24 protein-coding genes are annotated in these 21012 nt (G+C 65.6%); 2 read left to right on the forward strand and 22 right to left on the reverse strand.

Going from position 1 to position 21012, the window contains the following annotated elements; translation table 11 throughout:
• Window positions 1-10 precede the first annotated feature (10 nt).
• The 18 genes from ACSQ3M_RS04925 to ACSQ3M_RS05010 form a co-directional block, all read right to left on the reverse strand.
• Window positions 11-1522: an NADH-quinone oxidoreductase subunit M gene (locus ACSQ3M_RS04925; RefSeq protein ID WP_436148939.1), complete on the reverse strand. Its 1512-nt coding sequence runs from the start codon at window positions 1520-1522 to the stop codon at window positions 11-13.
• 4 nt (window positions 1523-1526) lie between these two features.
• On the reverse strand, window positions 1527-3563 hold the full coding sequence (gene nuoL, locus ACSQ3M_RS04930) for an NADH-quinone oxidoreductase subunit L (RefSeq protein WP_436148940.1): 2037 nt from the start codon (window positions 3561-3563) through the stop codon (window positions 1527-1529).
• A 26-nt stretch (window positions 3564-3589) separates the two neighbouring features.
• On the reverse strand, window positions 3590-3898 hold the full coding sequence (gene nuoK / locus ACSQ3M_RS04935) for an NADH-quinone oxidoreductase subunit NuoK (RefSeq protein WP_110491227.1): 309 nt from the start codon (window positions 3896-3898) through the stop codon (window positions 3590-3592).
• Window positions 3895-4518, reverse strand: coding sequence for an NADH-quinone oxidoreductase subunit J (locus ACSQ3M_RS04940; protein ID WP_436149291.1), 624 nt, complete (start codon window positions 4516-4518; stop codon window positions 3895-3897). The genes nuoK and ACSQ3M_RS04940 overlap by 4 nt, the downstream gene beginning before the upstream one ends.
• Before the next feature lie 129 nt (window positions 4519-4647).
• Window positions 4648-5136, reverse strand: a complete 489-nt coding sequence (gene nuoI / locus ACSQ3M_RS04945) for an NADH-quinone oxidoreductase subunit NuoI (protein WP_126111743.1) — start codon at window positions 5134-5136, stop codon at window positions 4648-4650.
• 20 nt (window positions 5137-5156) lie between these two features.
• Complete coding sequence (locus ACSQ3M_RS04950) at window positions 5157-5399, reverse strand: hypothetical protein (protein WP_436148941.1); 243 nt, start codon at window positions 5397-5399, stop codon at window positions 5157-5159.
• Window positions 5400-5463: 64 nt separating this feature from the next.
• Window positions 5464-5601 carry a hypothetical protein gene (locus ACSQ3M_RS04955; RefSeq protein ID WP_436148942.1) on the reverse strand — a complete coding sequence of 46 codons (138 nt, stop codon included), beginning with the start codon at window positions 5599-5601 and terminating at the stop codon, window positions 5464-5466.
• A complete protein-coding gene (locus tag ACSQ3M_RS04960; protein WP_436148943.1) occupies window positions 5598-5804 on the reverse strand; it encodes a hypothetical protein in 207 nt (68 codons plus the stop codon). The genes ACSQ3M_RS04955 and ACSQ3M_RS04960 overlap by 4 nt, the downstream gene beginning before the upstream one ends.
• Complete coding sequence (gene nuoH, locus ACSQ3M_RS04965) at window positions 5801-6820, reverse strand: NADH-quinone oxidoreductase subunit NuoH (protein WP_436095112.1); 1020 nt, start codon at window positions 6818-6820, stop codon at window positions 5801-5803. The genes ACSQ3M_RS04960 and nuoH overlap by 4 nt, the downstream gene beginning before the upstream one ends.
• Before the next feature lie 6 nt (window positions 6821-6826).
• Window positions 6827-8905 carry an NADH-quinone oxidoreductase subunit NuoG gene (gene nuoG, locus ACSQ3M_RS04970; protein WP_436148944.1) on the reverse strand — a complete coding sequence of 693 codons (2079 nt, stop codon included), beginning with the start codon at window positions 8903-8905 and terminating at the stop codon, window positions 6827-6829.
• A gap of 4 nt (window positions 8906-8909) precedes the next feature.
• Window positions 8910-10214 carry an NADH-quinone oxidoreductase subunit NuoF gene (nuoF, locus tag ACSQ3M_RS04975; RefSeq protein ID WP_436148945.1) on the reverse strand — a complete coding sequence of 435 codons (1305 nt, stop codon included), beginning with the start codon at window positions 10212-10214 and terminating at the stop codon, window positions 8910-8912.
• Between the two features lie 10 nt (window positions 10215-10224).
• On the reverse strand, window positions 10225-11469 hold the full coding sequence (gene nuoE / locus ACSQ3M_RS04980; RefSeq protein ID WP_436148946.1) for an NADH-quinone oxidoreductase subunit NuoE: 1245 nt from the start codon (window positions 11467-11469) through the stop codon (window positions 10225-10227).
• A 14-nt stretch (window positions 11470-11483) separates the two neighbouring features.
• Window positions 11484-11882, reverse strand: coding sequence for a hypothetical protein (locus ACSQ3M_RS04985; protein ID WP_436148947.1), 399 nt, complete (start codon window positions 11880-11882; stop codon window positions 11484-11486).
• Window positions 11883-12034: 152 nt separating this feature from the next.
• Complete coding sequence (locus ACSQ3M_RS04990; RefSeq protein ID WP_129156978.1) at window positions 12035-13225, reverse strand: NADH-quinone oxidoreductase subunit D; 1191 nt, start codon at window positions 13223-13225, stop codon at window positions 12035-12037.
• Window positions 13222-13659 (reverse strand): GFA family protein, encoded by a 438-nt coding sequence (locus ACSQ3M_RS04995; RefSeq protein ID WP_436148948.1) that lies wholly within the window; start codon window positions 13657-13659, stop codon window positions 13222-13224. Before ACSQ3M_RS04995 ends, ACSQ3M_RS04990 begins: the two co-directional genes overlap by 4 nt.
• Window positions 13660-13663: 4 nt before the next feature.
• Window positions 13664-14269, reverse strand: coding sequence for an NADH-quinone oxidoreductase subunit C (locus ACSQ3M_RS05000; RefSeq protein WP_436148949.1), 606 nt, complete (start codon window positions 14267-14269; stop codon window positions 13664-13666).
• Between the two features lie 36 nt (window positions 14270-14305).
• Window positions 14306-14884 (reverse strand): NuoB/complex I 20 kDa subunit family protein, encoded by a 579-nt coding sequence (locus ACSQ3M_RS05005; RefSeq protein WP_436149292.1) that lies wholly within the window; start codon window positions 14882-14884, stop codon window positions 14306-14308.
• 79 nt (window positions 14885-14963) lie between these two features.
• Window positions 14964-15329 carry an NADH-quinone oxidoreductase subunit A gene (locus ACSQ3M_RS05010; protein ID WP_110491427.1) on the reverse strand — a complete coding sequence of 122 codons (366 nt, stop codon included), beginning with the start codon at window positions 15327-15329 and terminating at the stop codon, window positions 14964-14966.
• 408 nt (window positions 15330-15737) lie between these two features.
• Here ACSQ3M_RS05010 and ACSQ3M_RS05015 point away from each other — a divergent pair, with 408 nt between their 5' ends.
• A complete protein-coding gene (locus tag ACSQ3M_RS05015) occupies window positions 15738-16358 on the forward strand; it encodes a YcbK family protein (protein ID WP_436148950.1) in 621 nt (206 codons plus the stop codon).
• A gap of 63 nt (window positions 16359-16421) precedes the next feature.
• Here ACSQ3M_RS05015 and ACSQ3M_RS05020 read toward each other — a convergent pair whose 3' ends face one another.
• Complete coding sequence (locus ACSQ3M_RS05020) at window positions 16422-16790, reverse strand: hypothetical protein (RefSeq protein ID WP_436148951.1); 369 nt, start codon at window positions 16788-16790, stop codon at window positions 16422-16424.
• 115 nt (window positions 16791-16905) lie between these two features.
• The gene (locus ACSQ3M_RS05025; RefSeq protein WP_436148952.1) at window positions 16906-18219 is read right to left on the reverse strand and encodes an aspartate aminotransferase family protein; all 1314 of its coding nucleotides are present in this window, start codon (window positions 18217-18219) and stop codon (window positions 16906-16908) included.
• 134 nt (window positions 18220-18353) lie between these two features.
• Between ACSQ3M_RS05025 and ACSQ3M_RS05030 the strand changes: the two genes are divergently transcribed.
• Window positions 18354-19145 (forward strand): IclR family transcriptional regulator, encoded by a 792-nt coding sequence (locus ACSQ3M_RS05030; RefSeq protein WP_436148953.1) that lies wholly within the window; start codon window positions 18354-18356, stop codon window positions 19143-19145.
• An 8-nt stretch (window positions 19146-19153) separates the two neighbouring features.
• On the opposite strand, the gene ACSQ3M_RS05035 is transcribed toward ACSQ3M_RS05030, so the two are convergent.
• Window positions 19154-20101 carry an ABC transporter permease gene (locus tag ACSQ3M_RS05035; protein ID WP_436148954.1) on the reverse strand — a complete coding sequence of 316 codons (948 nt, stop codon included), beginning with the start codon at window positions 20099-20101 and terminating at the stop codon, window positions 19154-19156.
• Window positions 20098-20976: an ABC transporter permease gene (locus ACSQ3M_RS05040; RefSeq protein ID WP_436148955.1), complete on the reverse strand. Its 879-nt coding sequence runs from the start codon at window positions 20974-20976 to the stop codon at window positions 20098-20100. The genes ACSQ3M_RS05035 and ACSQ3M_RS05040 overlap by 4 nt, the downstream gene beginning before the upstream one ends.
• Window positions 20977-21012 lie beyond the last annotated feature (36 nt).

Here is a 21012-nt window from a genome sequence, read left to right on the forward strand (position 1 = left end):
TCCGTCAGCCTTACTGGACAGCCAACATCGCCGTCTTCGCGGCGGTGATGGCGGCCTGATAGTTCTTGATGAGGGCTTCGGTCGGCGCCGCGAAGGCGTCGAGGATCACGCCGGGGGCGATGCCGTACCAGATCGTCAGGATGACGAGCGGGGCCAGGATCGCGATCTCACGGCCGTTGAGGTCGGTAATGTCCTTGAGCTCGGGCTTGGTGAGTTCGCCGAAGACGACGCGGCGATAGAGCCAGAGCGCATAGCCGGCCGAGAGGATGACACCCGAGGTCGCGATGAGCGCGACCCAGGGATTGGCCTTGAAGGCGCCCATCAGCGTCAGGAACTCGCCGACGAAGCCGGCCGTGCCTGGCAGGCCGACATTGGCCATGGTGAAGATCATGAACGCCACCGCATAGAGCGGCATGCGGTTCACCAGCCCGCCATAGGCGGCGATCTCGCGGGTGTGCATGCGGTCGTAGATCACGCCGACGCAGAGGAAGAGCGCGCCCGAGACCAGGCCGTGGCTGACCATCTGGAACATCGCGCCCTGGATGCCCTGCGGCGTCAGGGTGAACAGACCCATGGTGACGAAGCCCATATGCGCCACCGAGGAGTAGGCGATCAGCTTCTTGATGTCCTCCTGCATCAGCGCCACCAGCGAGGTGTAGACGATGGCGATGACGGAGAGCGCGTAGACCAGCGGCGCGAACATCGCCGAGGCGTCCGGGAACATCGGGATCGAGAAGCGGATGAAGCCGTAGCCACCCATCTTCAAGAGGATCGCGGCCAGGATGACGGAGCCGGCGGTCGGCGCCTCGACGTGGGCGTCGGGCAGCCAGGTGTGGACCGGCCACATCGGCATCTTCACCGCGAAGGAGGCGAAGAAGGCAAGCCAGAGCCAGGGCTGCATCTGGACCGGGAATTTGTGTGCCAGCAGCGTCGGAATGTCGGTCGTGCCAGCGTTCCAGTACATCGCCATGATGGCGAGCAGCATCAGCACCGAGCCGAGCAGCGTGTAGAGGAAGAACTTGTACGACGCGTAGACCCGGCGCTTGCCGCCCCAGATGCCGATGATCAGGAACATCGGGATCAGGCCCGCTTCGAACAGCAGGTAGAACAGCACGAGGTCGAGGGCGACGAAGACGCCGATCATCAGCGCCTCGAGGATCAGGAACGCGACCATGTATTCGCGCACCCGCTTCTCGACCGAGGTCCAGGACGCCAGGATGCAGAACGGCATCAGGAAGGCAGTCAGGACCACGAACGGGAAGGAGAAGCCGTCGACGCCGAGCTTGAACTTGATGATGTCGGAGACCCAGGCATGGGTCTCGACCATCTGGAAGCCGGGATTGGCCGGGTCGAACTGATACCAGGCGACACAGGCCAGGACGAACGTCCCAACCGTGAAGAAGAACGCCGCCCAGCGGGCGTTCGAATTGATCGAGTCCTCATCGCCGCGCAGCGTCAGGATGAAGGCGGCGCCGACCAGCGGCAGAACCAGGAGACCAGCGAGGATACCGAAGCCGAACATCATCTCACCCGCGCGCCATGAGGTACCAGGTCACCAGACCGGCGACGCCGATCAGCATGGCGAAGGCATAGTGGTAGACATAGCCGGTCTGCAGCCGCACGACCCGGTTGGTAACGTCGATGACGCGAGCCGAGACGCCATCCGGGCCGAAGCCGTCGATGACGAGGCCATCGCCCTTCTTCCAGAGGAAGCGCCCGAGCCATTTGGCCGGCTTCACGAACAGGAAGTCGTAGATCTCGTCGAAGTACCACTTGTTGAGCAGGAATTTGTAGAGCACCGGGTTGGCTGCGGCGAGCTTGCCGGGCACGTCCGGGCGCAGCACGTACATGTAGAGCGCCAGCAGGAAGCCGACCAGCATCGCGACGAAGGGCGACCAGACCACCCATTTCGGCACTTCGTGCATGGCATGGAGGATGTGGTTGTCCTTGCCGGTAAACAGCGCCGCCTTCCAGAAGTGCTCGTAGTCGTGGCCGACGAAGGCCTCCTTGAAGAGGAAGCCGGCCGCGATCGCGCCGAGCGAGAGCACGGCGAGCGGGATCAGCATGACGAGCGGGCTCTCATGCGGCTTGTGGTCGTGATGACCATGGCCGTGATCGTCATGGCCGTGCGCGGCATGGGCATGGTCGTCGTGGTGGCCATGGGCGGCGTGAGCGTGGTCGTCGTGACCATGCGCATCATGACCATGGCCGGCCCAGCGCGGCTTGCCCTCGAAGGTCATGAAGTAGAGCCGCCAGGAATAGAACGACGTCATCAGTGCGGCGACGACCAGCAGCACGAAGGCATAGTCGGTCGCAAAGCCGTGCTTGGCGGCGAAGGCGCTCTCGATGATCGCATCCTTCGAGAAGTACCCGGCGAAGAGCGGGAATCCGGTCAGCGCCAGCGTGCCGATCGTCATGGCGGCCGCGGTCCACGGGATGTGTTTCCTGAGGCCGCCCATGTTCCGCATGTCCTGCTCGTGGTGCATCGCATGGATGACGGAGCCGGCGCCCAAGAACAGCAGCGCCTTGAAGAAGGCGTGGGTGAAGAGGTGGAAGATGCCGGCCGAGTAAGCGCCAACTCCCATCGCCACGAACATGTAGCCGAGCTGCGAGCAGGTCGAATAGGCGATGACGCGCTTGATGTCGTTCTGCACCAGGCCGACGGTCGCGGCGAAGAACGCCGTCGTCGCGCCGATGACGACGACGACCGTCAGCGCTACGGGCGCGTATTCGAAGATCGGCGACAGGCGCGCCACCATGAAGACGCCGGCGGTGACCATGGTCGCGGCATGGATCAGCGCCGAGACCGGGGTCGGTCCCTCCATCGCGTCCGGCAGCCAGGTGTGCAGCATGAACTGCGCCGACTTGCCCATCGCGCCCATGAACAGCAGCAGGCAGGTCAGCGTCAGCGCGTTCCACTCATAGCCGATGAAGCGGAAGCTGCGCTCCGTAAGGCCGGCGATCTGCGGGAAGATGCTATCGAGGGCGACCGAGCCGGTCAGCACGAAGATCAGGAAGATGCCAAGCAGGAAGCCGAAATCGCCGACGCGGTTGACCACGAAGGCCTTGATCGCCGCGGCATTGGCCGAGGGCTTCTGATACCAGAAGCCGATCAGCAGATAGGAGGCGAGACCGACGCCCTCCCAGCCGAAGAACATCTGCACGAGGTTGTCGGCCGTCACCAGCATCAGCATGGCGAAGGTGAACAGCGAGAGATAGGCGAAGAAGCGCGGGCGGTGCGGATCCTCGTGCATGTAGCCGATCGAATAGACGTGCACGAGCGACGAGACTGTGTTGACGACGACCAGCATCACCGCGGTCAGCGTGTCCACGCGGAAGGCCCAGTCGACGCGCAGATCCGCCGAGGCGAGCCAGGTCGCGACCTGAATGCGGGTGGTGCCCGGGCCGAAGCCAACCTGGAAAAAGGCGACCCAGGACAGCGCAGCCGAGACCAGCAGCAGCGTGGTGGTGACGATCTCGGAGGCGCGGGCGCCGATCAGCCGGCCGAAGATGCCGGCGATGAAGAAGCCGATCAGGGGGAGGAAGACGATCGCGTGATACATGGCAGGTTACGGGCGCGGGACCGCGCTCAGCCTTTCATCATGTTGATGTCTTCCACCGCGATCGTGCCGCGGTTGCGGAAGTAGACGACGAGAATGGCGAGCCCGATCGCGGCCTCTGCGGCGGCGACGGTCAGCACCAGGAGCGCGAAGACCTGTCCGACGATGTCGTTCAGGAAGCTCGAGAAGGCGACGAAGTTGATGTTGACCGAGAGCAGGATCAGCTCGATCGACATCAGGATGACGATGACGTTCTTGCGGTTGATGAAGATGCCGAGCACGCCGAGCGTGAACAGGATCGCGCCGACCGCGAGATAGTGTCCGAGCCCGATCATCACGCCATCTCCTCGGGAACGCCGGCACGCGAGGGCACCTGCTTCACATCCATCGCCGCAGCCTTGGTGCGGGCGTTCTGGGTCGGGATATGCTGGCGCTTGACGCCCGGCCGGTCGCGCAGGGTCAGCACGATCGCGCCGATCATCGCGACCAGCAGGACGAGGCCGGCCGCCTGGAAGTAGTAGATGTACTTCGTATAGAGCACCTGGCCGAGCGCCGCCGTGTTGGTGACGCCGGCGGGGATCGCCGCGACCGGGGCGCGCGCAATTTGCGGATCGATCACCCAGGCGCCAACGACGAGCAGCAACTCGACCGCGAAGATCAGGCCGATCAGGCCGCCGATCGGCAGGTATTGCAGAAAGCCCTGGCGCAGCTCGGCGAAATCGACGTCGAGCATCATCACCACGAAAAGGAAGAGCACTGCGACGGCGCCGACATAGACGACGATCAGGAGCATCGCCAGGAACTCGGCCCCGAGCAGCAGGAACAGGCCCGCCGCGTTAACGAAGGCGAGGATCAAGTACAACACCGAATGGACCGGGTTGCGCGCCGAAATCACCATCAGCGCCGAAGCGATGGTGACGCCTGAGAAGAGATAGAAGAAAGCCGCTGCGGCATTCATCTCGCCAGCCTTTCCGCCCTTGCGGGCGGCCCTCGTTTTCATCACGCGGCGAGTCGTGGGCCCGCAGCAGTTTGGAGCGTCTATAGTCAGGCCCGCCTAGCGCGACAACCGCGCGACGAGCCTCCGTCCTCAGCGATAGGGCGCGTCCATCGCGATATTGCGCGCGATCTCGCGTTCCCAGCGGGCACCGTTCTCGAGCAGCTTGTCCTTGTCGTAGAACAGCTCCTCGCGGGTCTCGGTGGCGAACTCGAAATTCGGGCCCTCGACGATGGCATCGACCGGGCAGGCCTCCTGGCAGAAGCCGCAATAGATGCACTTCGTCATATCGATGTCGTAGCGCGTGGTGCGGCGGGTGCCGTCATTGCGGCGCGGGCCGGCCTCGATGGTGATCGCCTGCGCCGGGCAGATCGCCTCGCAGAGTTTGCAGGCGATGCAACGCTCTTCGCCGTTCGGATAGCGGCGCAGCGCGTGCTCGCCCCGGAAGCGCGGCGAGAGCACACCCTTCTCGAAGGGATAGTTCAGCGTCGCCTTCGGCTTGAAGAAATAGCGCATCGACAGGACGAACGCGCCGACGAACTCCTTGAGGAGCAGTCCCTTGGCAGCCTGCGCGAGTGACATCTTTCCGTCCTTCTCTCGTCTCAACCGAACAATGCCCGGCCGATCAGGTAACCGACGATGGGCAATCCGCCCACCGAAACCACCAGCACCGCCGCCTTCAACAGGCGGATGCGCCGTTCGTAATCATCCTTCTCGGCCTGGGTCTGCGAGCTGTCGGTGCGACGCAACGCACCAACCACAACGCCCATGACGAGCCGGTACTCGATCAGGCCGACGACGAAGCCGATCAGGGCTCCGATGATCCCAGCCCAATTCGCGCTCATATCACCACCCTGCCCCAGCGACCGTTGCGCCTAGACCAAGCCATCGCGCCGCCTTGTACCCCGCTCAGCCACATAAAAGCCCAGCGAAAAACCCATCGACGACGATGTAGATTCCCCCGCGCAACCACCACACGAGCGACATATACAAACCCATCCCGATGATCGCGCTGGCCACCGTCACGATGACCAGCGGCGACGTCACGACAGGATCAACCCAGCGGCCTCGAAGGCCTTGAAACCGAGCACTCCGCCAAGGAGCGCACCAATCCAAATCCCTTTCAGCGCAACGCCCCAGGCGGCGTCTCGCCCGCTTGTCAGACGCCAGCCCAACACGAACAGGCCGCCGCTCCAAAACAGTGCTCCCGCGACCATGCCGAGTAGCGGTCCGAGAACAGCGGCCGTCACGGAGCAGGCCCCCAACCGGTGATCTGCAGCACCGCCGCGACCACGACGACCGAAGCCAGCGACAGCGGCAGGAAGACCTTCCAGCCCAGCCGCATCAATTGATCGTAGCGGTAGCGCGGCACGAAGGCCTTCACCATCGCGAACATGAAGAAGACCAGGCAGATCTTGAGCGCGAACCAGAATATGCCCGGCAACCAGGTGAACGGCGCGACCGGGAACGGCGGCAGCCAGCCACCGAGGAACAGGATCGTGGTCAGCGAGCACATGGTCATGATCGCCACGTATTCGCCGAGCATGAACAGCAGATACGGGGTCGAGGAGTATTCGACCATGAAACCGGCGACGAGCTCCGATTCCGCTTCCGGCAGGTCGAAGGGCGGCCGGTTCGTCTCGGCCAGAGCCGAGATGAAGAACACGATGAACATCGGGAAGAGCGGCAGCCAGTACCAGCCGAACAGGCCCGCCTTCGAGTTCTGCGCCTCGACGATCGCCGAGAGGTTGAGCGAGCCGACGCAGAGCAGCACGGTGATGATCACGAAGCCGATCGAGACCTCGTAGGAGACCATCTGCGCCGCCGAGCGCAGCGCGCCGAGGAACGGGTACTTCGAGTTCGAGGCCCAGCCGCCCATAATGACGCCGTAAACGCCGAGCGAAGAGATCGCGAAGATGTAGAGCACGCCGACATTGATGTCGGCGATCGCCCAGCCCTCCGCCACCGGGATCACCGCCCAGGCCGCCAGCGCCAGCACGCAGGAGATCAGCGGGGCCAGCAGGAACACGCCCTTATTGGCGCTGGAGGGGATGATCGGCTCCTTGAAGACGAATTTCAGCAGGTCGGCGAAGCTCTGGAACAGGCCGAACGGGCCGACCACGTTCGGGCCGCGCCGCAGCTGCACCGCCGCCCAGATCTTGCGATCGGCGAGCAGGATGAAGGCGATGAAGACCAAGAGGCAGACCAGCAGCAGCAGGCTCTTGCCGGCGATGATCGCAAGATCGAGGACGAGGTCCCAGTTCATCGAGGCTTACTCCGCCGCCTGGCGCATGCGGCCCGAGGCCAGCGCCGAGCATTCCGCCATCACCGCCGAAGCGCGGGCGATGGGGTTCGTGGTGTAGAAGTCGCTGACGGCCGGCGCGAAGCCCGCCTTCTCGGTCGCGCCGCCCTGCCCGGCCAGTCGCGTGAGCCCGGCGCGGTCGCCCTCCGCCACCGCGTCGACGGCGGCGAAATGCGGGTGCGCCGCGTAGAGCTCGCGGCGCAGCGCGGGAAGCGAGTCGAAGGGCAGCGGCTTGCCAAGCGAAGCGGAGAGCGCCCGCAGGATCGCCCAGTCCTCCTTGGCGTCGCCCGGCGGGAAGGTGGCGCGAGCCGCCATCTGCACCCGCCCCTCGGTGTTGACGTAGGTGCCGGACTTCTCGGTGTAGGCCGCGCCCGGCAGGATGACATCGGCGCGATGGGCGCCCTTGTCGCCATGGCTGCCCTGGTAGATCACGAAGGCGCCGGCCGGCACCTCGATCTCGTCGGCGCCGAGCAGGAAGAGCACGTCGAGCGCGCCGGCCTGCGTCATGCCGGCGACATCGAGACCGCCCAATCCTTCCTTGTTTTCTTGCGGCACGAAGCCGAGATCGAGAGCGCCGACGCGGGCTGCCGCCGTATGAAGCACACCAAAGCCGTTCCAGCCATCCTTGACCACGCCGAGCAGGTCGGCAGCCTTGGCCGCGAGCGAGAGCACGGCGGCGCCGTCGGCGCGGGTGAGAGCCCCTTGCCCGATCAGCACCATCGGCCGCTCGCCGGCCGCCCCGGCGCGCTTGACCAGATCGGCCAGCGTATCGGGCCCGGCGCCGAGATAGTCATAGGCGTAGGTGAGATCGACCTTCTCGCCGATCAGCGAGACCTTGAAGTCACCGCGCAGCCAGCGCTTGCGGATGCGGGCGTTGACGATCGGCGCCTCGCGGCGCGGGTTCGAGCCGATGATCAGCAGCGAGGTCGCGTCCTCGATACCGGCGATGCCGGCGTTGAGAATGTAGCTGGCGCGGCCGAACTTCGGATCGAGCTTCGTCCCGTCCTGGCGGCAATCGAGATTGCTCGAGCCGAGGCCGGCGATCAGGCTTTTAAGCGCATGCATCTCCTCGACCGCGGCGAGATCGCCGGCAATGGCGCCGATGCGCTCGGGCTTGGCGGCCTTGAGCTTGCCAGCGACCAGCGCCAGCGCCTCGCTCCAGCTCGCCGAGCGAAGGGCTCCGCTCTCGCGGATATAGGGCTGGTCGAGCCGCTGGGTCCTGAGCCCGTCGGCGATGTGGCGGGTCTTGTCGGAGATCCACTCCTCGTTCACCGCCTCGTTGATGCGCGGCAGGACGCGCATCACCTCACGGCCGCGCGAGTCGACGCGGATCGCCGAGCCGACCGCATCCATCACGTCGATGGATTCGGTCTTGGTCAGCTCCCAGGGCCGAGCCTTGTTCTGGTAGGGCTTCGAGGTCAGCGCGCCGACCGGGCAGAGGTCGACGACGTTGCCTTGCAGCTCCGAGCTCATCGCGTGCTCGAGATAGGTGGTGATCTCCATGTCCTCACCGCGACCGATCGCGCCGAGGTCGGAAGCACCGGCGACCTCGGTGGTGAAGCGGACGCAGCGCGTGCACTGGATGCAGCGCGTCATCGAGGTCTTGACCAGCGGGCCGATATACTTGTCCTCGACGGCGCGCTTGTTCTCGGCATAGCGCGAGGTGTCGACGCCATAAGCCATGGCCTGGTCCTGCAGGTCGCACTCGCCGCCCTGGTCGCAGATCGGGCAGTCGAGCGGGTGGTTGATGAGCAGGAACTCCATCACCCCTTCGCGCGCCTTCTTGACCATGGGCGACCTGGTCAGCACGACCGGCAGCTCGCCGTTCGGGCCGGGGCGCAGATCGCGCACGCCAATGGCGCAGGAGGCCTGGGGCTTGGGCGGGCCGCCCTTCACCTCGACCAGGCACATGCGGCAATTGCCGGCGATCGAGAGCCGCTCATGGAAGCAGAAGCGCGGCACCTCGGCGCCCGCCGCCTCGCAGGCCTGGAGCACGGTGTACTCCGGCGGGACGTCGACCTCGATGCCGTCGATCAGAAGCTTGGTCATGGTCTCACTCCGCCGCCATGAGCCTGGCCGGCTCGCCATGCGGGTTGGCGGCATAGTCGTCGATGCGCTGCTCGATCTCGTGACGGAAATGGTTGATCAAGCCCTGGATCGGCCAGGCGGCGGCGTCACCCAGCGCGCAGATGGTGTGGCCTTCGATCTGCTTCGATACATCGAGCAGCATGTCGATCTCGCGCTTCTGGGCGCGGCCCTCCGCCATGCGGTTGACGACGCGCCACATCCAGCCGGTGCCTTCGCGGCACGGCGTGCACTGGCCGCAGCTCTCATGCTTGTAGAAATAGCTGATGCGGGCGATGGCGCGGATGATGTCGGTCGACTTGTCCATCACGATCACCGCCGCCGTGCCGAGGCCCGACTTAAGCTTCGAGAGCGAGTCGAAATCCATCGGCGTGTCGATGATCTGGTCGGCCGGCACCATGCGGACCGAGGAGCCGCCGGGAATGACCGCCTTGAGATTGTCCCAGCCGCCGCGAATGCCGCCGCAATGGCGGTCGATCAGCTCGCGGAAGGTCAGGCCCATCGCCTCTTCGACATTGCAGGGCTTGTTCACATGGCCGGAGACGCAGAACAGCTTGGTGCCGACATTGTTCGGCGTGCCGATCGAGGAGAACCAGCTCGCGCCGCGGCGCAGGATGGTCGGCGCGACGGCGATCGACTCGACGTTGTTGACGGTGGTCGGGCAGCCATAGAGGCCGACATTGGCCGGGAAAGGCGGCTTCAGCCGCGGCATGCCCTTCTTGCCCTCGAGGCTCTCGAGCAGCGCCGTCTCCTCGCCGCAGATATAGGCGCCGGCGCCGTGATGCACATAGAGATCAAAGGGATAGCCGTGCTTGTTGTTCTTGCCGATGAGGTTTGCCTCATAGGCTTCGTCGACGGCGCGCTGCAGCGCCTCGCGCTCGCGGACATATTCGCCGCGGATATAGATGTAGGCCGCGTGCGCGCCCATGGCGAACGAAGCGATCAGGCAGCCCTCGACCAGCGTATGCGGGTCGTTGCGCATGATCTCGCGGTCCTTGCAGGTGCCCGGCTCCGACTCGTCGGCATTGACGACGAGGTAATGCGGGCGCCCGTCGTTCTGCTTGGGCATGAACGACCATTTCAGCCCGGTCGGGAAGCCGGCGCCGCCACGCCCGCGCAGGCCCGACTTCTTCATCTCGTCGATGATCCAGTCGCGCCCCTGCTCGAGCAGGAACTTGGTGCCGTCCCAGGCGCCACGCTGCATGGCGCCCTTCAGCGACAGGTCGTGAAGGCCGTAGAGATTGGTGAAAATGCGGTCGCGATCAGCCAGCATCGTTGTCGCCTCACTTCACCGGCTTGTCGCCGAGGGCCGATTCCGGCCGCCAGCCTGTCGCAAGTTTCTTCGCCTGCGAAATCCAGTCGTCGCGCACGGCCCTGCCCTTGAAACCGGTCAGCCTTGCATCGACCCAGGCGAGTTCGGCCGGGGTCCAGGCGGCGACCTGGTCAAAATGCCAGACGCCCATCTCGTTGAGCATCCTGCCGAGCTTGGGACCGACGCCCCAAATCAGTTCGAGATCGTCGCCCTTGCCGCCGCGAGCCGCGGTCAGCAGTTGCGGCTTGGATTCAGCCACGGCAGCGGCCGGCTCGGCAGCAGGGGCTGCCTTGGCCGCCGGCGCCTTCTCAGCTGTGCCCTTGGCGGGCGTGTCCTTGATCGCCTTGCTCGTCGCGGACGGAGTGTCCTGCGCGGCGCTGGTCGGCTGCTTCGGCTCGGACGGCTTCGGGCGGCCGGGTGCGGCGGCTTCGGGCACCGGTGCGGTCTTGACGTCGGTCGGGCCGGCCTTGGCTGTCGCGGCGGCCACCTCGGCTTCCGCCTTGGCCTTGGCCTCGGCCGCAGCCCTCTCGCTGGCGATCTTGATCGCGTCCTCGCGCTGCCTGGTGATGCGCGCCTGCCAGTCACTGGCGCCGATCATCGAGCCATCGAAAAGGGCCGGATCCTTCAGCGTATCGCCGCCGCCAAGCGGCTCTGAGCAGGAGCGGTCGACCTGCGGGCCGGGCTTGGTCGGGCGGCCCTCGCGGAGATCGCCGAGAAGCTTGCGGAAATTATCCGGCGTCAGATCCTCGTAATAGTCGAAATTGATCTGCGCCATCGGGGCGTTGCAGCAGGCGCCGAGGCATTCGACTTCGAGCCAGGACAGCTTGCCGTCGGCGGTGACGGTCGATTGCGGGCCGATGACGTCCTCGCAGACCTTCTTCAGCGCCTCGGCGCCGCGCAGCGCGCAGGGCGTCGTGCCGCAGAGCTGGACGAAGTGCTCGCCGACCGGCTGCAGGCTGAACATGGTGTAGAAGGTCGCGACCTCCAGCACCCGCATCGGCGCCATGCCGAGCTTGCGGGCGACCTCCTCGATCGCGGCGCGCGGCAGCCAGCCATGATGCTGCTCCTGTGCCTTCCACAGCAGCGGGATCACGGCCGAGGCCTGCCGGCCTTCCGGATATTTGGCGATCTGCTGATCGGCCCAGTTCTCGTTCGCCGCGGTGAAGGCGAAGGAGGCAGGCTGGACGTGATCGGGCGCGAGACGACGGACGGACATGTTCGATCCAACGATTAGTTCAGACCAACGCGGGCACCCGCACGCGGCCGCGCAGCAGAGCTGACACGACAACTTTCAGGGCCTTCATTGGGACAGAGATAGACGGTTCCGCCCTGTGGCTGGCGGTAAATGTGCTCAACCTTGCCGTTGGCATAGTTGATACCACCATACTCGAAGCCGGCGTTCTTCAGGAATGGAATGCCGACATGGCGCGGTATTGGGCGCAAATGCGGCGGTGTTTGAGGATAGCAATCGCCGACTGACAAATAGACCTGCTTGCAGTGATACTCGGCACCGTCGGTCCGGCGGTAGACATAATAGACAAAGGCCCCGACGCCACCGCCCCCTGCATACCGAAACCCGGCAGATTCCACCTCCTGCAGGCTGCGCCGTGTAGCCTTCAGGTGCTGCATGGTTCGCTGGGGCTGCAAGCCGCCTCGTTGAGGATCGTAGGCAGGTTGCGCAACGGTCGGCGGCGCGCCCAAGAGCACGACAGCCGGCGCAGCAAGCCACAGGCCGAGCGCGTAACGCCCGAACCGAGCTCCGCTTATGGCTGAGCCTCGCGTCACCGATCGACCTCCCCGAACACGATGTCGAGGGAGCCGAGGATCGCCGAGACGTCGGCGAGCATGTGCTTCCGGCACATGAAATCCATGGCCTGGAGATGGGCGAAGCCTGGCGCCTTGATCTTGCAGCGATAGGGCTTGTTGGTGCCGTCGGAGACCAAATAGACGCCAAATTCGCCCTTGGGCGCCTCGACGGCGGCGTAGACCTCGCCTTCGGGCACCTTGTAGCCCTCGGTGTAGAGCTTGAAGTGGTGGATCAGCGCTTCCATCGAGCGCTTCATCTCGCCGCGCTTGGGCGGCACCATCTTGCCGTCGAGCGAGGAGATCGGCCCGCCGCCATCGGCCGAGAGCAGCTTCTCGCAGCACTGCTTCATGATGCGGACCGACTGGCGCATCTCTTCCATGCGGATGCAGTAGCGGTCGTAGCAGTCGCCGTTCTTGCCGACGGGGATGTCGAATTCCATCTCCTCGTAGCACTCGTAGGGCTGCGATTTGCGCAGGTCCCAGGGCGCGCCGGAGCCGCGCACCATCACGCCGGAGAAGCCCCATTTCCAGCAGGTCTCGAGATCGACGACGCCGATATCGACATTGCGCTGCTTGAAGATGCGGTTGTCGGTGAGCAGGGTCTCGAGATCGTCGCAGACCTTGAGGAACGGGTCGCACCATTCGGCGATGTCGTGGATCAGCGAGGTCGGCAGGTCCTGATGGACGCCGCCCGGCCGGACATAGGCAGCGTGCATGCGCGCCCCGCAGGCCCGCTCGTAGAAGATCATCAGCTTCTCGCGCTCCTCGAAGCCCCAGAGCGGTGGGGTGAGCGCGCCGACGTCCATCGCCTGCGTGGTGACGTTGAGGATATGCGAGAGGATGCGGCCGATCTCGGAATAGAGCACGCGGATGAGCTGGCCGCGGCGCGGGACGGTGACGCCCATCAGCTTCTCGACCGCGAGCGAGTAGGCATGCTCCTGGTTCATCGGCGCGACGTAGTCGAGCCGATCGAAATAGGGCAGCGCCTGGAGATAAGTCTTGTGCTCGATCAGCTTCTCGGTGCCGCGATGCAGCAGACCGATATGCGGGTCGACGCGCTCGACGATCTCGCCGTCGAGCTCCAGCACCAGGCGCAACACGCCGTGCGCCGCCGGATGCTGCGGGCCGAAATTGATCGAGAAGTTGCGGATGTTGTGTTCGGTCATGTCCGGCCTTCCTGGGCGGCATGGAATTCCGCGATCACCTGCTCACCGGTCTTGCGCCGGCGCTCGCCCGCGAAGGCGTAGATGGCGGGCTTCTCGTCGATGAAGATCTCTTCGGCGAAGACGAGGTCGGAAGGGTTGTCGAGGCTCGGGAATGCCACCGCGACAGGCCCCTGTCCGGAGCGCTGGCGCCAGAACAGGCTGGTTCCGCAGCTGCGGCAAAAGACGCGCTCGCCCCATTCGGATGAGGGATCGACGGCAAGATGCGTCTCGTCGGCGACCGCAACGTCCGTGCACGGCACGGTCATCAGCACGCCGCCGCTCCATTTGCGACACATGTCGCAATGGCAGACGTCCATCTCCGGCTTGGCCATCGTCGCCGTGAAGCGAACCGAGCCGCAAAGACAGCCGCCTGAGAGTTTGTCGCCTTCGCCCATCGCCTCAGCCCGCCTTGGCCTTCTCGTCGCCCGGCAGGACGTATTCCGTCCCTTCCCAGGGCGAGAGGAAGTCGAAGTTGCGGAACTCCTGGTTCAGCTTCACCGGCTCGTAGACGACGCGCTTCTGCTCATCGTCATAGCGGACCTCGACGAAGCCGGTCAGCGGGAAATCCTTGCGCAGCGGATAACCCTCGAAACCGTAGTCGGTGAGGATACGGCGCAGATCCGGATGGTTCGAGAACAGGATGCCGTAGAAGTCGTAAGCCTCGCGCTCGTACCAGTTCGCGGCCGGGAAGACCTCGATCACGGACGGAACTGGTGTCGCCTCGTCGGTCTGGATTTTGACGCGGACACGCTGGTTATGGCGCGGCGAAAGCAGGTGGTAGACGACCTCGAAGCGCTTCTCGCGCTGCGGATAATCGGCGCCGGCGATGTCGGTGAAGTTGACGAAGCGGAAGCGGGAATCGTCGTAGAGGGTCTTGAGCACCCGCACGATCTCTGCCGCCTCGGCGAACACGGTGAGCTCGCCGAAGGAGACGACGATATCGGTCACCGCGCCGGGCAGCGCCGCCCTGATCTCTTCGCCCAATGTCACGAGCGCTTCGCTCATCGCATCACCTTCGCAAGCCACCGGTCGCCAAGCGCCTCAGCGCTCGATCGTCCCGGTCCGCCGAATCTTCTTCTGCAGCAGCAAGATGCCATAGAGCAACGCTTCCGCGGTCGGCGGGCAGCCCGGCACATAGACGTCGATCGGCACGATGCGGTCGCAGCCGCGCACCACCGAATAGCTGTAATGATAGTAGCCGCCGCCATTGGCGCAGGAGCCCATCGAGATGACGTAGCGCGGTTCCGGCATCTGGTCGTAGACCTTGCGCAGGGCCGGAGCCATCTTGTTGGTCAGCGTGCCGGCGACGATCATCACGTCGGACTGACGCGGACTGGCACGCGGGGCAAAGCCGAAGCGCTCGACATCGTAGCGCGGCATCGAGAGCTGCATCATCTCGACCGCGCAACAGGCAAGGCCGAAGGTCATCCACATCAGCGAGCCGGTCCGGGACCAGTTGATCAGGTCGTCGGTTGCGGTGACGAGGAAGCCCTTGTCAGCGAGTTCGTTGTTGATCTCGACGAAGAAGGGATCGCGCGTGCCGACAGGCCTGCCGTCCGGGCCGAGCAGGCCCCGCGGCGCCGGCGCGACCAGCGGATCACCACGATCGATCGCTGTCATGGCCATCAGTGCGAACCTTTGGGTTTCGTCGAATGTAAGAACGGCGACGGAGTGATATCAGCCCTGCGCGACAAAACGATCAATCCCACTCGAGCGCGCCCTTGCGCCATTCGTAGACGAAACCGACGGTCAGCACGCCCAGGAAGATCATCATCGACCAGAAGCCGAACCAGCCGAGCCCGCCGAAGGCTACCGCCCAGGGGAACAGGAAGGCGACCTCGAGGTCGAAGATGATGAAGAGGATGGCGACGAGGTAGAAGCGCACGTCGAACTTCATGCGCGCATCGTCGAAGGCGTTGAAGCCGCACTCATAGGCCGAGAGCTTCTCGGCGTCGGGCTTGGAATAGGCGACGGCGAAGGGCGCGATCAGGAGCGCCAGGCCGATCACGATCGACAGGCCGACGAAGATCACCAGGGGCAGGTAGTCCGACAGCAGGGACTGCACAGGAAGAGCTTGCATCTGTCACCCCGCTTCAACCTGGCGCCGAGGCGGCGCCCTCAATCTCGCCAGTCGATTAGACCCTGCTTTAGAATCACGCAAGGGTTCGCCGCGTCGCACAAAGGGGCTGTCGCCATGTCTTTGCCGCATATGATGGCCCGGCGGCCGCAAGCGGCGCGATTCCCCACGTTTGAGCTCAGATTCTCGTAATGAGATGGAGGCGTCGCAAGGTGGTTGTCGCGACGCGTCGAAGCATGGCAAACGGGGACGCAACGTCAACCTTCGGCGCCGGCTCGATTCGTCGCATAAGCACTGCCGATGTGTCAGGGGAACGGTTGCGGGAATGCCGAGGCCAACAACGCATCGTGATCGCGGTATCGCGGCCGCTGTCCCGCCATCGGCATCCAACGCCTCATGAACGCAACGCAGAGATTCGCGCTTGTCGGCGCCTGCGCCGCTGTCGTGGCGTTGGGCAGCCCGCTCTCGGCGCAGCAGATGATGCTCGCGCCCCTGCCGCCCGAACGCCCCTTCGATCTCGATTTGCAGATCAAGCCGGGCGCGCCACCAATCGTCGTTGTCCCGGCGCCTCCGGTCGAAGCCAGCCTCGCAACGACACCGGGTCCCGCCCCTACCCTCGCCCAGCCGGATGACGACGAGGGACCGGAATGGCCGCAGCGCACGCCGGGGCAAGTCGGCGAGGAGCCCGCCTTCGACCCCAACGAGAAGCCCGACAAGCCGGGCATCTCGACCGATCCCGGAACTTCGATCGTCTGCCTGCCGCCGGTCCTGAAGGCGATTCTCGGCAAGATCTCGGACAAATATGGGGCCGTGAAGGTGACGTCGACCTGGCGTCCGCCCTGGCGGGCGCGGCGCGGCTCCTATCACAAGCGCTGCGAGGCGATGGACTTCCGGGTGCCGGGTGTCAGGCCGCGCACCGTTCTGGAATGGGCGCGAAACCTGCCCGAGGTCGGCGGCAACAAGGTCTACTGGAACGGATTGATTCACATCGACACAGGGCCACGCCGGCCCTGGTAGGCTCGGCATCGGACGAGAGACGCGATGCGTCCTTCTCCGATGCCGATCAAAGACCTTGGCGCCTCAGTCGACGCTGCTACCGCTATAGGGGTTGCCGCGGATATCACCCCGGCCCCCGTAACCACCACCATAGCCGCGCCGGTTGTCATAGCCCGGAGACGGGCCGTAGCCGCGGCCACGCCCATAGCCGTCGCCCCGATCATAACCGCGCCCGCCATAACCGCGGCCGCGATTCTGCCGATCGAGATTCCGCTGGATCTCCATCATGCGGTGCTCGCGCGTATGGCGCGCGAACGCGACGTCGAGACCGTCGAGCGCACGGGCAATCGCAGCCTCGCCGGCCGGGGCAGTTTCACGAGCGGGCGAAGCCCACGCAGGGGCCGACAAGGCCAGGCCACCGATCAAAGCCGCGATGAATGTCCGTTTACGCATCTTGTTTCCTCCAAGTGCCCGAGACGGGCCAAACCTGAAGAGCAACTGCCACGCGCCGGAATTGTTCCTGTCGACGCCGGGCAAGGCGCCGCACCTGGGTTGAACAATGCGTCGCCTAGGTCTCCCGGGCAGCGGCCCTGACCGCTTCGAGCGTCGCATCGACGACTGCCCCGTCATGCTCCGAAGAGACGAACCAGGCGCCGCGCTCGAGCACACGCACGCCGCGCTTGAGCAGCGCGTGGGCAAAGCGGCTGTAGGCGACCTTGTCCGAGCGCGCGACGTCCCGGTAGTTCCGCGCCGGCCCATCGAGCCCGAAGGCGACGTGGAACATCAGCGGGAAGCCGGCGACCTGCGCCTTTATTCCCGCCTCGACCAGGATCGCGCGGATACCGTCCTGCAAGCGCTGGCCGTGGGCTGAGCTGCGCTCGTAATGCTCGGGCGTCAGCAGCTTCTGCGTCGCGACCATCGCCGCCATCGCGATCGGCTGGGCATTGAAGGTGCCGCCGTGCAGCACACCGTCGGCGAACATATCGACGAGATCGGCCCGGCCGGCGATCGCCGCGACCGGAAAGCCGTTGGCGATCGCCTTCGCCATGATGGTGAGATCGGGCGTGACGCCGAAGCGCTCCTGGGCGCCGCCACGGCCGAGCCGAAAGCCGGTAATCACCTCGTCGAAGATCAGGAGCGCGCCGTGCTTGCGGCAGGCCGCGAGCGCGCCTTCGAGATAGCCGGGGGCGGGCGCGATAGCGCCCTGGTTGCACATCGCCGGCTCCATCATGACCGCGGCGACATCGCCCTTGGCGAGGCGGGCTTCCAGCGCTGTAAGATCGTTCCAGCCGAGGATCGAGAGCCCCTCGCCCGCCGCCGGGTCCTGGCCCTTGCTGCCAATCACCGGGGTCGGCGCATCCTCCGGCCCAGCCGCGTTCAGGCCGGGCGCGGTCGACCAGAGGATGTTGTCGAACCAGCCATGGTAATGCCCCTCGAACTTGACGATGGTGCGCCTGCCCGTGGCGGCGCGCGCCAGCCGCATCGCTGCTTGCGCCACCTCCGAGCCCGACGAGCCGAAGCGGAGCCGCTCGGCTGACGGAATCCGCTCGCAGATCAGTCTCGCCGCCTCGTATTCGATCGGCGCCTGGCCGGCGAAGAGGATGCCCTTCTCCGCCTGCTTCCTGACCGCCTCGAGTACCGGAGCCGGATTGTGGCCGAGCACGGTTGCGCCCATGCCGCAGTAGTAATCGACGATCCGGTTGCCATCGACGTCGATGAGGTAGGCACCCTCGCCGCGTTCGAAGACGAGCGGTCCCGGCGCCATGCCGAGCCGGAAATTGCTGTTCACACCGCCCGCGACGAAGCGCGCATTTTCGGCAACCTGCCGGGCCGATTCCTCAAAGCGCAGTGTCCCCGCCTGATGGGTACTGTTCGCTGCCACGTGCGTCGCCTCCGCTGCTGTTCCATCGACCAGACCAGACCGATCCATCCGCGTAAAGGAACACGAGTTTCGCGTTGCGGAATTTGACTGCGCTCGCTATGCCGGCCTGTCCTCACCGAGTGACTGGAGCGGCCATGCGTAAGACGACCGACAACCCTTACGTCGTGCAGCCGGTGATGAAGGCGCTGAGGGTCCTGGAACTGGTCGCGCGTCATGGCCACGAGATCGCGCTCACCGCCGTCAGCAAGGAATTGCGGATCCCGAAGACGACGACCTTCCGCTATCTGCAGACGCTGACCGCCGCCGGCTTCCTCGACCACAACCGCGCCACGGACCGCTACAATCTCGGTCCGCAACTGCGCGCCATCGCACGCGCCGACGCCAGCGTCAGCAAGATCCGCGAGCTCGCCCGCCCGGCGATGGTCGAGCTCATGCACGAGTTCAACGAGACGGTGAATCTCGCGGTGAAGGGCAACGGCACCATCGTCTACATCGACCTGATCGAGGCCAATCGCTCGCTCAGGATGCAGGCCCGCATCGGCGACAGCCATCCGATGCACTCCACCGCGCTCGGCAAGGCGATCCTCGCCTTCCTGCCCGATGCCGAACGTCGTCGCCAGCTCGACCTGCCGCTGACCGAGCGTACCGGCCGCACGCTGATCGAGCGCGAGGAGATCGAGCGGCAGCTGCGACAGGTGGCGCGGACCGGCTACGCGACGGAGATGGGCGAGAACGAGGACGGCGCCATGTGCATCGGCGCGCCGATCCTCGACGAAGACGGTCATCCGGTCGCGGCGCTCTCGATCTCGGCGCCGCTGATGCGCATGCCGCATTCGCTGGCGGCGAAGGCCGGCACACGCCTGCGCGAGGTCGCGGCCGGCATCTCCGCCCGTCTCGGCTCGCTGCCGGCGACCGCCGCGCGCTGAAGCGGCGCTCATCGATACTCGATCCGCGGATCGATCCAGGCATAGAGCATGTCGACCGCAAGGTTGATCAGCATGTAGGCGATCAGGATCACCAGGATGCAGCCCTGGATCAGCGGGTAATCGCGAGTCGTGATCGCCTGGATCAACAGGCGCCCGAGGCCGGGATAGGTGAAGACCGCCTCCGTCACCACGGCGCCGCCGATGAAGTGTGCCATCATCAGACCGACGATGGTGACGAAGGGCAGAAGAGCGTTGCGCATGATGTGAAGGCCGACGATGCGCTTCTCCGGCACGCCCTTGGCGCGGGCGGTGCGGACATAGTCGGCCCGCGCCTCGCCGATCAGCGACGCCCGCAGGAATCGCCCCAGCACCCCCGAAACATAGACCCCGAGCGTAAGCGCCGGTAGAGCGAGACTGCGCAGGGCATCGAGCGGCGCTTCCCAGAGCGGCACATAGCGCGAGGCCGATGGCAGCCAGCGCAGCTCGACGGCAAAGAGCAGGATCAGGAGGATACCGAGCCAGAAGGTCGGCACGCCGAGCGCCAGCGCGCTCCAGCCGCTGAGCACGCGGTCGAGCCAGGAATTCGCCCTGACCGCGCTGGCGATCGCGACGGGAATGCCGATGACGAGCGCGACGATGATGGCCGACAGCGCGAGCTGAAGCGTCGCCGGCAGGCGCTCGCCGATCAAGTGCAGCACCGACTGGCGGCTGTGCAGCGACAGGCCGAAGTCGCCGGTAACGGCCCGGCCGAGCCAGTCGGCGTACTGAACGATCATCGGTCGATCGAAGCCGAACCGCCGGGTCACCTCGGCGATCTCCTCCGCCGTGGCGTTTTCGCCGGCGATGACCGCGACCGGTCCGCCCGGTACGGCGTAGATCATCGCGAAGATCGCGAAGGAGGCGATCAGCAGCACGGGCAACATCTGGGCGAGCCGGCGCAGGACATAGGCCGTCATCGCCGGCCCCCGATCGCCACGCCGGACGCCTCGGTCTCGTCCCGGTCGAGGATCGCGGTCAGCGCCCGGCCGATCGTGTCGAAGGAGAGGATCGTCAGCGTCAAGACGAGGCCGGGCAGCACCGCATAGCTCGGCGCCTCGTAGAGATAGGATTTGCCGGTGCGCAGCATCTCGCCCCAGCTCGGCGTCGGCGGCGGCACGCCGACACCGAGGAAGGCGAGCGCCGCCTCGAGCAGGATCGCGACCGAGGCCAGCACGATCGCCTGCACCACGAGAGGGCTGAGGATATTGGGCAGGAGGGTCCGGAGCATGATGTAGCCCGGCCGGCCGCCGAAACTGCGGACCGCCATGACGAAGTCGAGCTGGCGCAGCGCCATCACCTGCGCCCTGGCGATACGGGCAAAGCCCGGTATGCCGGCGATGCCGACGGCGATCAGCGCCGCCCCCTGGCTGCGCCCGAGCACGGCGATCAGCGCCATGGCGAAGAGGATGTTTGGCAAGGCTAGCAGGACGTCGATGCAGCGCATCAGCAAGGAATCGCGCCAGTCGCCATAGAAGCCGGCGATCAACCCGACCGGGACGCCGATCAGCGCCGCGATCAGGACGGCGCCGAAGGCCGTGACCAGTGAGGTGCGCGCGCCATAGACCACCCGCGCCAGGATATCGCGGCCGAGCTCGTCGGTGCCGAACCAGCTGTCGGTCGAGGGCGGCTTCAGCGAATCCGCGATGCTCTGCGCCAGCGGGTCGAGCGGCAATAGGCCGGCGAAGGTCGCTGTCAGCGCGACCAGAGCGAGGAAGGCCAGGCTGAGAGCCGGGCCGCGCCGGGCGAGCAGCCGGCGCAGCAGGCTTCTCAGGGCAACCCACGTCTCCTTCATTGCGTGCCGCCGCGCGGAATGTCAGCTGCCGGCCCG

Source organism: Allobosea sp. LjRoot90, from assembly GCF_964254315.1.
Classification (GTDB): Bacteria; Pseudomonadota; Alphaproteobacteria; order Rhizobiales; family Beijerinckiaceae; genus Allobosea.